Origin of the sequence: Sphingomonas pituitosa NBRC 102491, assembly GCF_001598435.1 — a bacterium.
In the GTDB taxonomy this organism is placed as follows: domain Bacteria; phylum Pseudomonadota; class Alphaproteobacteria; order Sphingomonadales; family Sphingomonadaceae; genus Sphingomonas; species Sphingomonas pituitosa.
Window position 1 is genome coordinate 61,933 of the sequence record NZ_BCYY01000024.1, and the last position, 13,851, is coordinate 75,783.

Sequence of the window (13,851 nt, forward strand, 5' to 3'; positions counted from 1 at the left end):
AAACGACATTGGAGAAGCACGATGGACACCAAGCATATCACGACGATCGAACTCGGCACCGCGAGCCTCGTGACCTGCGGGGCGATGATGGGGTTCGCCGACAGTGAGGGCGGGCTTACCTGGCAGCCCGGCCTACAGGCCGACTGAGCGAGGCGGGCGGGTGCCGCGGCATCCGCCCGCTTCTCGGATCTACCAGGCGTCAGGGCGTGGGCGCAGTCTCGCCTCTAGGCTTCTCGGGAATCGTCTGCACCTTCCGCATGGCCTCCCAGCGCGCGATCTCCGCCTCGCGGCCGGGGGTCTTCACGCCGTTCAGCCAGAAGTCGAACCAGTCGATCGCCCGCGTGTAGGTCGCGAGCCTGTGCGCCGGCTGCCATTTGATGTGATGCTCGCCGGGGAACACAAACAGGTCGATCGGCCGGTCGAGGTCGCGGAGCGCGGTAAAGCTCTGCAGCGCGGCCCAATATTCGTCATCGGAGACCTGCGCGAGGATCGGCGCGTGGATCCGCTCCAGATTTGGGGTGATGGCAATCTGCCGCCACAGGGCGCGTGCCTTCTCGCTGTCATCGGTGATCCGAGGATAGCCCATGCGGTAGAATGCCTTTGCAGCACCCGGCCCGACCCGAATGGGCATGGTCGTATCCCAGCAACAACTGCTCGACGCAAACGCCGTGAACAACGTGCTATGCAGCAGCGCGAACTGCATGGTTGAGGAGCCGTCGCTCAGCCCGGTGATCCCGATCCGCACCGGATCGGCGATGCCGCGCGCGATCGCGACACGGACAGGGGCCTCCACCGCTTCGAGCACGCTGCGGCGGTCGGCGAAGTCCGTGAGGTTGATCCGGTCGCCTTCGACATAGTCGGGCGCCGCCCTGGCGCCGACCGCCTCGGGCTTGTCGATGCTCAGCACCGCAAAGCCGCGATTGGCAAAGGCCTGGATGGGGTAGTCATCGCCGGTGCCGCCCCGCAGGAAACCGCGCGACACATATTGCACCACGACCAACGGGTAGCGCTTGCCCGGCTGGTACCCCACCGGCAGGACGAGATCGGCGAAGGAGTCCAGACCGAAGCTGTTGCGCGCGTAGAGGCGTTCGATTCGCCCGAGAGTCAGGCTGGCGAACTCCGGGTTCGGGTCGAACAGCACGTCGCGCCGCCCGGTGCTCGGATCGAGCCGCTCGAGCCTTCTTGGCTGCACGGCACCTTCACGGAGGCAGAGGATCTCGGCGCCGTTAGGGACGCAGCTGATCAGCAGGTCCTGGGTCTGGTACAGCCGACGTGGCTTCGATCTGCCAGGCCGCCACTCATAGATGCCGATATTCTCTCCTCTCACCCCTTCGCGACGGAAGAACCGCACCCCGTCGCCGACCCACCAGGGGTAGCTTGCGTTGGCGCACTCCGGCGCGGTGCAGGTGAGATGTCGACCGCCGAGATCCGTCTCAAGCATACCCCGATCGGGGCGAAGGCTTCCGGCCGGGACGCGTATCCTGGCGATCCGCCCGGCGGGGCCGACCGACTGGGTCCAGTTCCCCTCCTGCGTCGAGGCGGCCCCAAGCAATCCCGCCTCGGCGTCGGTCGCGGGTCGCGTATTTTCCGTCGCCAGGTCGCGGAACCACGTCTTTCGCGCAAGCGGAGCAGGAGGAAACGGGCGATTGCTCGCCGAGGGCGCGAAGCGATCGTCATAGTGAAAACCCGATCGCCCCTCGTCTCCGATCGCGGCTAGTGCCTCGCGCAACCCGGAATCGGTCGCATAGACGATTCCGCTCCCGCCTGCCGTCAGCCGGAAGTCGTCGACATCGTCGATGCTGTCGGTGATCGCCTCGCTGCCACTGCCGTCGGTTCGGGCGCGCCAGAGCTGGATCGCCCCCTTGTCGCGTCGCCGATAGACGATCCACCTGCCATCCGGCGTCCAGCGCGGCGTGATGGCATCGGCAAGCCCCGTGGGAAAATGCGCCTTGCCCCGCATGTCGACGCGCAAGCGGATGAAATCGCCAGCTTGGTCCACCACAACGGCCCGACCGCTGCCAAGTTCGACAACGACCATCGCGAGGCAATAGCCATTGGCGACAGGATCACCGCGCCGCAGCTGGAACGCGGCCTTGGTCCCGTCCGGCGATACCGTGAACAGTCCGCCATATTGCTGGTTCGGATCGACGGGTCCGATGTCGCGCAGCCGGACAAGATCCTCGGGGAGCAGCGCGCGTTTCGCCTGTGGTGCCGCGATCGTCGGCGGCATGATGCCGTCGCAATCGGGCGGTACCGCGGCGCGGCACGGGACCGGCAGCCACATGGTCGCGAGCAACGCCCCTACCAGATGCCGCCTCACCATTGCTTGGTCACCGTGAAGCTGACGAAGCGGCCAATTGGCGACTGGTTGGTCGAGTCATAGGCCACATAGGTCGGATTGGTGACGCGGATGGGATCGGGTTGCTCGTCCAGCAAGTTCTGCGCACTCAGGCGCAGTTCGATCCGATCGAGAGGACCGCGCCCTTCTCGCGTCCGAACGGAGCCACTCAGGTCGACGGTCGTGAACGAACCGATCCTGGTTGGCACGGAAAAGCGATTGTCGGTCGTCCCGTCGAGATAGTTTAGCGCCGCCGACAGCTGAACCACCGATGTGCGCCAGCTCGCCGCGCCCCGCGCGCGAAACTTCGGCGGCGTGAAGATCAGGCCGGAGCGTCCTGCGGTGGGCAGGTTGGGCGCGGCCCGGCGATCCGCATCGAGATAGGTTGCGGACCCGGCAATCGTCAGCTGGCTATCCTCTCCCAGCCGGGTGTCATAGTCGATCGATAGATCGACACCCCGGATATGCTCGCGAGCGATGTTGCGCAGGCTCGAATCCACGATGGCGGCGACCTTTGCCGGATCAAACGGCTGGCCACTCTGGTTCGACAGCCCGGTCGCTGCCTGCGCAACCGTCGCCTGCGCCTCCGCGACACTGGGCGCGAACTGGACGAAGTTCGCCGCGGCAGGATTGCTCAGCGCGGAGAGCAGATCGCTGATAGGAGAGGCAATGCGGTCGCGATAGTCGATGTCGTACCACGTCGCCTCGACCCGCAGCCCCGGGAGGAAGCGGGGCCGCACTTCCGCGGACAAGGTCGAACTCTTGGCACGCTCGGCGTGGAGGTTCGGGCTCCCACCGCCGATCGCCAGGATCGTGGCGCCCGCCGGCAGCGGCGGACTGGGCTGCGGGGCGAACACCGAGGCGGGCAAAAGGATGACCTCCCGTGCCTGGTTGACCTGCTGCAGCGTCGGGATCTTGAACGAGCGGCCCCAGCTATATTTGAGGATGATGTCGCGGTGCGGCGCGTAGACCAGGCCGAGCTTGGGCGTCGCGACGGCGTCGATGCCCTTGTAGCTTTCATAGCGGACGGCTGCGCTCAGTCGCAGGGCGTCGATGAACGGCATCCGGTTGGCAGCCCCGACCAGCGGCACCGACAGCTCCCCATAGCCGAACGCGCTGTTGCGGCGCTCGACGGAGTCGCGCGAGACGGTGGTCACGCCGCCGCTCGTCGTGCGTACGTCGAAATCGAGCTGGAAGCGACGATAGCCGCCGCCCAGCGCGAGCCGGATGTCGCCGCCGGGCAGATGGGCAAGCGGCCCCTCGGCGCTCGCCTCGAAATTGGTCAGCCGGTTGTCATAGGCCGCACGACTGACGAACAGCGTGCCGTTGGTATAACGCTGGGTATTGATGACGGTGGAGCTCTCGCCATCGGTCATCTGGAGGGTCGCCTCCCAGCCGCCCCCCGGCCGCAGGTGCAGCGATGGCGTCACCGCATAGCTGCGCACCACCGGTCGGTTGTCCTGGCCATAGAAGGTGGTCGGTGCCGTCAGCGAGAAGGCGTTGACCTTGCGCGACCGGCGATCGGCGAGTTGCACGTCGAGCTCGAACCACGCCCAGCTGGCAAGATCCTGGTGTCCCGCCAGCACGCCGCTCACCTGCCGGCTGCTGGTCGTCAGCATCTGCCCGGCGTTGAGTTGGCGGGTATAGGGCCGATCGTCGGCATAGATCGGGGTCGCCTTGCTGTAGTCGAGTGCGGCCATGAAGCCGCCGCCGGCCCAGCGCGTGCCCCCGACGCCCGAATATTGCTGCTGGACGTTGCCGCCCTCGGTCGATGCGCCGGCGCGTGCGCTGGTGAGGAGACCGTCATAGTCGCGGCGCAGGATCAGGTTGGCGACGCCACCCACCGCGTCCGAGCCGTAGAGCGCCGAGGCGCCATCGGTGATGACCTCGATGCGTTCGAGCGCCGCCAGCGGGATGATGGAGATGTCGACGCCCTGGTTGACGGCGTCGTAAGGAAGGCGGTGACCATTGATGAGCGTCAACGTTGCGTCCGAGCCCAGCCCGCGAAGGTTGAGCGTCGTCGCATTGTTCACATTATTGTATCCGCCCTGGTCACCGCCCCCCGCGACCCCGGGGTTTTGCCCTCCGGTGAAATTCTGCGGGAGTATCCGCGAAACACTCGCCATGTCGGGGATGCCCTGCTCCTCCAGCCCGCGGCGCGACGCGATAATGACGGGCGAAGGCCCCTCGGTACCGCGGATGCGCGAGCCGGTTACCGTGATGGCATCCGGGTTCTCATTCTGGGCCGATGTGACCCCGCCTCGGCCGTCGCGCCCCCGGACGACGATGGCGCCGGATTCCTCGCCCACCACCAGGTCCTCCCCTATGGCGAGGCGCACCGCCTGCTCGACGGTGTAGATCCCCCGGATCGCCCCCGAGCGCTTGCCGCGCACCTCCTCGTCCGCGAACAGGATCTCCCGGCCGGCCTGGCGGGCGATCGCGCGGAGCGTGGAGGCAAGGTCCTGGGCCGGCAGGTCGAAGCGCGTCGCGCCAGCCTGGGCGCGTGCCTCGACAACTGCCATGCCGCTGTAGGAAAGCGTCGCGGCAAGCATCGCCGCACAAAGCGCCCTTTTCGAGATCGTCATTCTTTTCTCCCCGCCGGTGTCCCGGCACTGGAGCGATTGACGCAGCCGACGGCGAACTACGGGGTCCCGACCCGAAAAAAGTTTGCGAGGCGGCAGCCGCGGCGAATTTCCACCATTGCGCGGAGCCCTTGCCCCATAGGCGGGTAGCGCTAGGCTCCCGCGCCGAACCATGTCGCGCCTTCACAGCCTCCGTGCCGCGATCGACGATGTCGCCGGCTTCCTGGACGCGGAGCCCATGGAGCCGATCACCCTGCCTCCCGACGTCACCGAAGGCCGCCAAGGGCTGGTGATGTTCGAAACCGGTAGCCGCGAACCATGGGCTGCGCGTTGCAGCCACCTCGCCTTCGACCTAGGCTGGCGCCATGTGCAACCTCTACCAGCTTCGGAAGAGTGCGGCCGAAGTCGCGGCGCATTTCGGCGTCGATAACCCGGTGCAGTCCAATGCGGGCGAGGAAGTCTATCCCGGCTACCCCGGCATGGTGGTGCGCGAGGAAGCGGGCGCGCGCGTGCTGCACTCGATGGTCTGGGGCTTCCCGCTCCGGCTCAAGGGAATGAGCCCGACCGCCAAGCCGAAACCGGTCAATAACATCGCCGATCTTACCAAGCCGATGTGGGTAGGCCTCGCGCGCAAGCCGGAGTGGCGCTGCCTCATCCCGCTGACCGGCTTTGCCGAAGCGGAGGGCGCCAAGGGAGCGAAGACTCGAACCTGGTTCAGCGTCAAGGATGCGCCAATCTTCGCCTGGGCGGGACTGTGGCGGGACAGCGCCGAATGGGGGCCGGTCTATTCCGGCGTGATGACCGACTGCAACGAGGCAATCCGCCCGGTGCATGACCGCATGCCGGTGCTGCTCCACCGTGACGACCATGATCGCTGGCTGCACGGCAGCTTCGACGACATCCTAGGCTTCCAGGCCCGCTGCTTCCCCGACGACCTGATCGTCATGGAGCGTACCGGCGAGCCCTGGGTGAAGCGCAAGGGCGCTGTCGAACAGGCGGCCCTGGTCTAGGCGCGAAACCGGCTGACCGCCCGCCGCCATTCGACATCGCTCGGGAGCGGCAGGTTGGTAATCGTCGGCGCATCGCGGGTCAGGCTGATCGCCGTGCCACGCCGCCCACATCGCGAACATCGGAGGCGGGCACCAACTTCGGCGAGCAGCCCCGGCCACTGCCTGCGCTCGAACAACCGCCAGAGCGCCGCGGCATGAAAGACGCCGATGTGCCCACACCCCGCACAGACTGCCCGGACCGAACGGTGGAACGCCGCAGCCTCGAACAGCGTCCGGGGCACCTGCCCGCCGTCTGCGTCGTAGCGTGCCATATCAGCCCACCAAACGGAGACGCGGCCCGGCCGCGGCGGGAGCAGGGCTGAGCCCGAGCGCTGGCACCTGTGCCTGCGGCACCACCCGGATGAGAGCGTCCGGCCAGGCCGGGAACATCGCGCGCACCTTGGCAGAGAGGAGCGTCGCTGCCGGTGCTTCCATCAGCAGCGTCGCGTCATAGCCACACCACAGCTCAGGCGGGATACGGCCCAGGCGGTACTTGCCGGCGACCACCAGCACCGCGGGAGGATGAAGCTCGCGCCGCCCCGCAATGAAGCGCGCCAGGCACAGCGGTCGCTGCGCCGCCTTCCAGGTCTCGAACTCCGCAGCGGAGTTGACCTGCCCCAGGCGATGCCCCTCGACCCTGCCCACATGGATCAGCCATCCGCCATAGGAGAAGGTTTCGAGTTCGATCGGCCAGCGATGCGCCAGCCAGTTGGTCCGTTCGATCGCATCCATCGCGCGGGTGTCAGGCGTGCACCTGCTCGGCGAACAGGCTCGGTTGCACCGCGCGATCGTGCAGCGCCCGACGCGCCTGCAACGCCGCGCCGACTGCCTGGCGATAGTGAATGGTCCTGAATCGCTCCGCCTCGTCGAAGCCAAACGGCGCCCATTCCTCGCTCGGATAGCAGGCGTCGTAGATCGCACGCGCGGCAGCGCGCAACTGGAGGTCGTGCTCCATGCCGAAGCTCCCAATGATGTCGAATCGCTGCATCGGCAGCGGATCGCCAGCTAGAACAAAGTGGGAACGAAGAGCAAGAACGCAAAGTCTCTGACTTGTGCCATGCAGGCTCAGGTGCGCTGCAACCTCGTCGGCGACACCCTCGGGCAGACGGACCGCTCGCACAACCGTCGATTCCCAGTCGATGTACATGCCAGCCTGCACCGAACAGTGCCATTTCAGCCCCAGACGAACCCTTCTGCCGGCAAGCCGTTCGGGTCCATCTTGCGTCGAAACCCTCCACCAACCCCCGAACGATGCAAGGTAATAGCAATGCACTCCAAGGCAACGGACCGCATCCTCCGGCTCAAGGCCGTCCTCGCTCTAACGGGCCTCACGCGCTCCACCCTTTACCGGAAGATGGAGGCAGGCACCTTCCCCGCTAGCACGCAGATCAGCACCCGCTGCATCGGCTGGCGCGAGTCTGCTGTTACCTGCTGGCTTGATAATCCGATGACATATGAGGCTGCTCCGCCCCCGGAGCGATGAGGTAACGATTGACCAGGTTCGGGACTTTCCCGCCGTTCCCAACGGCGACAGCGAATGACAGCTTCTCGGAGGAGCGGACGTTCAGGCGTTCGCCGGCCCCGTAGCTGCGAACGAGCAGGACTGGGCCGTTTCCGGGCCTGAAAGTTCCATGAGTTCTGCGGCGACCGTAACGCTTCCTTTCGGACTGGCTGCGCCGTCCCGGCCGATGATCCGTCGAACGAAGATTGGCCGGCTTTTCGGACTGGTCACCATCTCGAAGATGGCTCCTTTATCTGTGGACTTCTGGAGCTTCTGGTATGAAAACCATCGAAAGGGGGGCGGAAGAGATTGCTTGATTTTCCGAACGGCGCGCCGCGCGACATCCATCTACTTACTACTGACGCGCTGCTTGCCGAACTCATCGCCGGACGCACCGTCGCGACCAGCGCCAACAGCCAGCTGATCATAGGATCCGGCGAAGCGCGAGCGATCCTCGACTGGTATCGCCGCAATCCGTCGAAGTGGGCCGCAAATCTCAATGCGGGCGACACGGATGCGATCATTGATCTGATCGGATCTCCGCCACCGACTGCGCCACCGGCCTCTGATGGAGCTGACGGCGGCGATCGCAAGGTCTTCAGGCTCGTTAAGGTCGAGGCGCATCGGTTCGCCGGATTGCATTTGCACGGCCAATCGAACGAAGCGCCAGATCGCTTCGTCTTCACACCGAACAAACCAGTGACCCTGTTCGAAGGCGCCAACGGTTCCGGCAAGACCTCCGTCGCCAACGCGATCGTCTGGTGCCTGACCGGCCATCTTATCCGCTCCCAGCGACCTCCCGAGCAGGGTCCAGTCGAATTCCCGTGCGAAGTCACGCACGGGGACGGCACGATCACACGCCATGCGATGTCGGCGATCACCCCGATGCCGCATGCGGGAAGCGATGTCCCAGATGACGGAAAGCCAATCCGGGCGGACACGTGGGTCGAACTCACTTTCGCCGATGGCGACGGCAACCTCATGCCGGTGATCCGGCGCGCGCAGAGCCGGAAGGCGAACGGCAAGATATCGGAAGACGAACCGGATTTTTCCGGCATGGCGATCGATCCTATAGCGTGGCGGATCGGCACGACGATGCCAGCCCTTCTACCTTTTCTGGCTGTCGGATCGGCATCTCAACTCGGGGAAGCCGTGGCGCGACTGACCGGACTCGCGAATCTTGTCGATCTCGCAAGGCACGCGGAAAAGCTCTCGGAGCGAGTCGCGAAGAAGTCGACCAAGGATCTGGAAGCTGACGTCCTCAGGATCGCGAGCCAGTATGCACAGGCGGCGGGGGATCTGAAAACCGCTGTCGAGAACTATCCTGACATGGCGTTCGAGTGCGCCACACCGGCCGTCGCGGCCGACGACGCGAAGATACGGTTACAGGAGATCTCGGCCCACTTCGCCTCGATGAAGGCCACAGCGTTGTCTGTTGCGCGCGAGGTACTGGGTGACGGGTTCGATCCCGAAAACAAGCAGGCGCGCGACGATCTTGAGGGAAGCATCCGCCCCGCAATTCAGCAGCTCATGAAGCACATTTCCGATCTGCCCGGCATCGCGCGGCTGTCGGCGCTTGAGGTCGACGACGAGGGATTGACCACTACCGTCAGGCTCCTGAGCCAAATTGACGGCGAGGCGGCGACTTTGTCAGAACTCGCGAACAGCCCGGATCGGGCACGCAGGGTGCAGCTGTACGCGCGCGTCTCGGCGTGGATGCACGAGCACGCCCATGCTGAGGATGGCAGCTGTCCCCTATGCATTGGTTCGCTGGACGGCGCTCACGACCCGATCACCGGCAATACCGTGGCCGAGCATCTCGCCGAGGCGGCGCGAGATCGCGAGACAGTCGCGCGGACGGTAGCGGAATGGTCGGCGCATTGGTGCGGCCGTCTGCTGCAGGATCTTCCCGCCAGCATTTCGGCCGAAGTTCGTCGAGACCTACCCGGTTCGCCCGCTGCGCTGCTCCGCAAGGGGGTTGTCGACGACCTCTTCGCGACGGAGCCTTTCACAGGCACACTGGCGGCACTGCGATCTGACGCGGCAGCATTGTTTGACGAACGGGCGGCGGCCCTTCCTGCGTTCGAGGAACCGCTTCCGCGCAAGCTTCCGGCCGCCCTCTCGGCCGCGGCTGCGCTGCAGAAGATGATCGACCGGATCGTCCGGACCGTGGCGTTCGCCGAGTGGCGGGCTTCGAGTGCGGAGGCCCTAAGGAAGTTCCTGTTCGCTATCCGAAACGGTGAGGCCGGCGCCGCCGATTCCGATCGCGCGCTCAATCGGCGGCTGGCGAAGCTCCTGTCTATCGTTGAGGGTGTAGCGCCGCTTAATGCCGCGATCGAGTATGTGCGTCGGATGGAGACCGAACGCGCGGCTCATTCGGCCAAAGTCAGCCGCGTCTCCGCCTGCGGCAAGGTTGTCGACGCCCTCGCCGTGATAGTGCCTCTTGGGTCGCTGGCGCAGACGCAGGTCGATACGCTGCGCAATAAGCTCCACAAGCGGTCCGAATTCTGGCGGAAAGCGATGTTCCGCAACGCGACGGATTTTGCGCCGGACCTGATCGGGACGGGAATGGACGCAAAGGGCGTGCTGGAGCTCAAGGTCGGCCGCCAAGGCGTAGCTGCTCCAGCACAACACGTTTCCAACGCTTCGGCTTTGCGTGGAGCGCTTCTGGGCTTCTTCCTCGCTTTCCGTGAGCACGTGCTGACTACGCGAGGGGGATTGGCGACCCTGCTGCTCGACGACCCGCAGGAGCTGTTGGACAACGACAACCGCGAGCGTCTCGCGCGCGGCTTGACCCAGCTTGCGTCCAACGACGTCCAACTCATCGTCACGACGCACGATCGGAAGTTCGCGCGAGCCATCGTGGCGGAGAATAGATCTGACGACGCGATCGAGCACCTTTCAGTCCACCCGGTAAACGCCGTCCGACCGACGCTTGGAATATCGCCGGCGATTGAGGAGGTAGACCGCAAGCGAGAGGAGTTCAGGAGCAAGCCGGACGACGCGCCGTGCGCACAGGACTACGCCTCCTATCTTCGCGTCTTCCTGGAATCTCGCCTCGGCGACCTCTTCGACGACGTCGCGCACCCCGCGTTCGCATCTGCCAGCAAGGCGCTGACACTGAACCCGCTGATGGACAAGCTGCGCGCGCTGGTGGCTGGGGGTGAAGGGGAGTTGTTCACCCACCCCGCCGTCAAACGCTTCGCGGCCCATCCGGCGCTGGCGATCGGTGCCGAGCCGAGGCGGGTGCTCAACGAGACCCACCACGACAAGGCTTCGATCTCCTACATGGACGTGAGGAACGTCGAAGCGCAGTTCGTCCAGCTGCGAACCGCGATCGAGGACGTACATCAGCAGTTTCGTCTATACCGCTGGCGGGAGCCTCTCGCAGCCGCCGGTGCGGCGGGCGGCAACGTCGTGCCTCTGCATTCGATGGCTCCTCCTGAATTCTCCGTGCCGCTGTGCCCAGACATCGCTGCCTTCGTAGGCAGCGCGCCAGAGGGCGGGTCTCAGGACGTCGCCGTCGAGCAACTGGATGGGAGCTGGTTCGAAGGCAAGGCGCTTTATTACATCCGTGGCGACACCCTCGGCTTCGCCATTCCATCCGGATCTGTGGCCATCGTGGATGCTGAACCGTATCCTGGTAGGGATCAAAACCTGGTGATTGCACGCCATTCGGGCCAAGTTCTCGCGCGCCGCTTGGTCAAGTCGCCGGGCTCTATTGGCGTGTCGCTTGCCGCCCAGAGTCCGGATCCACGAAAGCCTAGACCTAGTCTCACATTCGACGAGAGCAAGCTACGCCTACATCGTATCATTGGCGCGATCTTCACCGACATGCCTCCGCCCGTGGGAGGCAACGAGGCCGGTCTTGTGTCTGAGGTTCCGGAGCTCTCGCAGGTCGCGATCGCCTATCGCGTGAAGGAGGAGAGCGCGATCCCGTTGGCGCTGCCTGGCCAGATCATACTCGGCGGAGCCGAACTCGATGCGTCGCAGCTCGATCTGTGGGAGGGGCGCCTTGTGGCGGTAACGCTCGCCGACGGTTCGAGCGTGTTCAAGCGGGTCGGTGGGCGGCTGCCTGGTGGTCTGGCCAATCTTCGTCAGCTCGAGACGATAGGAGGGCTTGGCTCCTCCATCGTGATCTCCACGGAGGAGATCGAGGGTGGCGATGTCCCTGTCATGGTTTCGGCCCGTCGGGTCGTAGGCGTCCTCTATGGGGGCTAGTGGCGCCAATCGCACGCCGGGTCGTCGTCGTCCGCTGAGCCTTGGCCTAGCTGCTTAACAGAGCCCGCATGCCGCGGCCCCGGATGGGGCCGTGTGAACGGCATGCTCGTCGATCCAACACCTATGAAAGATCCCGATGTCGACGAAGATGCATCTGAAGATTGCCGCGACGCACCTTTGCGAGCCAATCGACGATAGGACTTGGTACGATCTGACCACCGGTCCTCGGGCGCGGCTGGCGGACCCACTTCTGCTGGCTGACGGGGTAGATGAACTGAGCGCAACGCTCCCTTTGTCAGGGCATGACCTGCTAGATTGGGCGGAGTACCATTTGAGCGGACGGCTGCACGGAAAGAACGGGCGCCTCCACTTCAAGGTCGCCGAACCGGCGGAGCACATCATCTCGGCCGATCATTACGTCGAAGCGCTGCTAGGGGCAGCAAACCGCATCGACGATGCTTTACGTGGCCTCACAGAGGCGATGACCGGCACTGCATGGACCTTGAGCATAGAAGAGGATCTGCTGGAGATCATTGACGGCGTGCGCGACGGCAAGGTCGATCCCATCGCTTTCGCGGCGCACATGGCGCAGCCGAAATTCGCGCCTGGGACAGCCGGTTACCATCAGCTCTTTGCGCGCAATGCACACATCCTCGTCGAGCAAACGCGCACCGCGCTGTTGCGCGCCTTCGATCATGCCGACCGGATGATGTCTCAGGCAAGTATCCTGCTCAAGAATGAAGGGCAGCTGTATTATCCACCGCTGTTGCCGGGTCAGGAGATCGTCAACAGTTCGATGATAGCTGAGCGGTTGCACGGTGCATTTTCCGACGGGGTGGGCGCGATCGCCACTGCCTTGGACCTCTTGTACCGGCTCTTCGTCTACCTAGTGAGCGAGCCGTTCGGCGTGGCCGACCTGCCCGGCAAGCTCTACTTCCCGTACAATGAGGCGGGCAAAGCCTATAAGCCATTCCCGAAGGGAACGGCATCAGAGGCGACGGACCTTGGCGCTGCCGACCTGCCATATGCGCTGCCTAACCTCGCGCCGGGCAGCTTCTTCGCGCTGCGCGCGATGCGGAACGATCTAACCCACAATATGATGTCGGGGCACATCCAACCAAGTTGCTTTGTGGGCCTGGGCACCACGCTCGTCGCCAATATCCCCATCCGCTATGTGCAGGCGGTCGCGCCGGACATCGACGCAGGCGGTAAGCCCCTCAAGCACGCTTATGTAGAGCGCTTCTATCAGCAGCAGCGCGACGCGGCTGTTCAGCTCCACGACCTGATCGAGGAACTCGCGCTCACCGCTGACCACACCTTCCAATGGCTCGCGCATCGCCTTGAAGAGCGAATGGCGCGCACAACGCCAGCCACCTGACCGACGCAGACATGCGGCTGAACGAACGTCAGCTGTCGGGACAAAGTTCTACGATGTCGAACGACGCCTATGGGGCGCTCTGCTGCCTGTGCGCTCAGCGGCAAACGCGCGGCGGGTTTCGGCAAGCGCGGCCGTTCACTCGCGGATCAGCGAACGGCTTGAGTTGGCGGGAGCGGCCATTCCCGCGCGGGTCGAGGAACGACTTGGCTTGGTCGCCAGTTGCCGATCGATCGTGGGACATCTCCGGCGTTCGTAGTTGCCCAACCCGATCGCGTTTGTGCTTCGAACCCGATTTACGAAAAGGGGAGTGGGGCCTGACCCCTGGGGCTCCATTTTTGCTGCAGTGCGGTAAGTACTTATTTTGACGAGCGTATTTCGATCGGTTGGTTTCCCTTCACCGCTCCATTTTCCGATCTCACAACATCCCACAGAGCTTTGTAAACCGCGGAAATCTGCGGTACTTTTCGGGTCATCCGGCTCGTGATCGCTCGCCCCGTCCCATAAAAGCGCATGCGCAGGCAGACTTTCACAAACGTCGTGGGCCCCACTTTTGCCTGAGGTCCCACACTGGCGGGGGCTCGGGATGAAAGGCCCGGAACATGCCTTTGCGTGATCTGGCGATCCGCAAGGCGATGCGCGCGAGATCCTTGCCTAGGCATGGCTCCTCGTTCTGGAGCGACAGAAGCTGCGGCGAGAGGAACTGGCGGAAAACACCTTCACTCGAATCGCCAACGAATATCGCTTGAAGCGGCGACGCCACGGCGACCCGCGCCTGGGCCCCG

At 64.7% G+C, this 13,851-nt stretch carries 11 protein-coding genes; 5 read left to right on the forward strand and 6 right to left on the reverse strand.

Annotation, left to right across the window (positions count from 1 at the left end):
* Positions 1-21: 21 nt before the first annotated feature.
* Complete coding sequence (locus SPI01S_RS23285) at positions 22-147, forward strand: hypothetical protein (RefSeq protein WP_281179449.1); 126 nt, start codon at positions 22-24, stop codon at positions 145-147.
* A gap of 52 nt (positions 148-199) precedes the next feature.
* Here the strand turns inward: SPI01S_RS23285 and SPI01S_RS17700 are convergent, their stop codons facing one another.
* On the reverse strand, positions 200-2,284 hold the full coding sequence (locus SPI01S_RS17700) for an Atxe2 family lasso peptide isopeptidase (RefSeq protein WP_169804540.1): 2,085 nt from the start codon (positions 2,282-2,284) through the stop codon (positions 200-202).
* Positions 2,285-2,316: 32 nt separating this feature from the next.
* Positions 2,317-4,923: a TonB-dependent receptor domain-containing protein gene (locus SPI01S_RS17705; protein ID WP_066725722.1), complete on the reverse strand. Its 2,607-nt coding sequence runs from the start codon at positions 4,921-4,923 to the stop codon at positions 2,317-2,319.
* Between the two features lie 362 nt (positions 4,924-5,285).
* On the opposite strand from SPI01S_RS17705, the gene SPI01S_RS17710 reads away from it, so the two are divergent.
* Positions 5,286-5,930, forward strand: coding sequence for an SOS response-associated peptidase (locus SPI01S_RS17710; RefSeq protein WP_066725724.1), 645 nt, complete (start codon positions 5,286-5,288; stop codon positions 5,928-5,930).
* On the opposite strand, the gene SPI01S_RS17715 is transcribed toward SPI01S_RS17710, so the two are convergent.
* The 3 genes from SPI01S_RS17715 to SPI01S_RS23390 are packed head-to-tail and all read right to left on the reverse strand — an operon-like array spanning position 5,927 to position 7,116.
* Positions 5,927-6,241: a hypothetical protein gene (locus SPI01S_RS17715; protein WP_066725727.1), complete on the reverse strand. Its 315-nt coding sequence runs from the start codon at positions 6,239-6,241 to the stop codon at positions 5,927-5,929. The genes SPI01S_RS17710 and SPI01S_RS17715 overlap by 4 nt on opposite strands.
* Before the next feature lies 1 nt (position 6,242).
* Positions 6,243-6,701, reverse strand: a complete 459-nt coding sequence (locus tag SPI01S_RS17720; RefSeq protein ID WP_066725729.1) for a hypothetical protein — start codon at positions 6,699-6,701, stop codon at positions 6,243-6,245.
* A 10-nt stretch (positions 6,702-6,711) separates the two neighbouring features.
* Positions 6,712-7,116 carry a hypothetical protein gene (locus SPI01S_RS23390; protein WP_373278323.1) on the reverse strand — a complete coding sequence of 135 codons (405 nt, stop codon included), beginning with the start codon at positions 7,114-7,116 and terminating at the stop codon, positions 6,712-6,714.
* 120 nt (positions 7,117-7,236) lie between these two features.
* Between SPI01S_RS23390 and SPI01S_RS17730 the strand changes: the two genes are divergently transcribed.
* The 3 genes from SPI01S_RS17730 (at position 7,237) to SPI01S_RS17740 (ending at position 13,069) form a co-directional block, all read left to right on the forward strand.
* Complete coding sequence (locus SPI01S_RS17730; RefSeq protein WP_066725730.1) at positions 7,237-7,452, forward strand: helix-turn-helix transcriptional regulator; 216 nt, start codon at positions 7,237-7,239, stop codon at positions 7,450-7,452.
* A gap of 327 nt (positions 7,453-7,779) precedes the next feature.
* Positions 7,780-11,691: an AAA family ATPase gene (locus tag SPI01S_RS17735; protein WP_066725732.1), complete on the forward strand. Its 3,912-nt coding sequence runs from the start codon at positions 7,780-7,782 to the stop codon at positions 11,689-11,691.
* A gap of 136 nt (positions 11,692-11,827) precedes the next feature.
* Positions 11,828-13,069 carry a hypothetical protein gene (locus SPI01S_RS17740; protein WP_066725736.1) on the forward strand — a complete coding sequence of 414 codons (1,242 nt, stop codon included), beginning with the start codon at positions 11,828-11,830 and terminating at the stop codon, positions 13,067-13,069.
* A 526-nt stretch (positions 13,070-13,595) separates the two neighbouring features.
* Here the strand turns inward: SPI01S_RS17740 and SPI01S_RS22915 are convergent.
* On the reverse strand, positions 13,596-13,851 hold a 256-nt coding region (locus SPI01S_RS22915), incomplete at its 5' end, for a hypothetical protein (RefSeq protein WP_218017624.1).

What these genes read in the sequence shown, in the direction of transcription:
- SPI01S_RS23285 (WP_281179449.1), top strand. Translation starts at nt 22, where the DNA reads ATGGACACCAAGCATATCACGACGATCGAACTCGGCACCGCGAGCCTC.
- SPI01S_RS17700 (WP_169804540.1), bottom strand. Translation starts at nt 2,284, where the DNA reads ATGTGGCTGCCGGTCCCGTGCCGCGCCGCGGTACCGCCCGATTGCGAC.
- SPI01S_RS17705 (WP_066725722.1), bottom strand. Translation starts at nt 4,923, where the DNA reads ATGACGATCTCGAAAAGGGCGCTTTGTGCGGCGATGCTTGCCGCGACG.
- SPI01S_RS17710 (WP_066725724.1), top strand. Translation starts at nt 5,286, where the DNA reads ATGTGCAACCTCTACCAGCTTCGGAAGAGTGCGGCCGAAGTCGCGGCG.
- SPI01S_RS17715 (WP_066725727.1), bottom strand. Translation starts at nt 6,241, where the DNA reads ATGGCACGCTACGACGCAGACGGCGGGCAGGTGCCCCGGACGCTGTTC.
- SPI01S_RS17720 (WP_066725729.1), bottom strand. Translation starts at nt 6,701, where the DNA reads ATGGATGCGATCGAACGGACCAACTGGCTGGCGCATCGCTGGCCGATC.
- SPI01S_RS23390 (WP_373278323.1), bottom strand. Translation starts at nt 7,116, where the DNA reads ATGTACATCGACTGGGAATCGACGGTTGTGCGAGCGGTCCGTCTGCCC.
- SPI01S_RS17730 (WP_066725730.1), top strand. Translation starts at nt 7,237, where the DNA reads ATGCACTCCAAGGCAACGGACCGCATCCTCCGGCTCAAGGCCGTCCTC.
- SPI01S_RS17740 (WP_066725736.1), top strand. Translation starts at nt 11,828, where the DNA reads ATGTCGACGAAGATGCATCTGAAGATTGCCGCGACGCACCTTTGCGAG.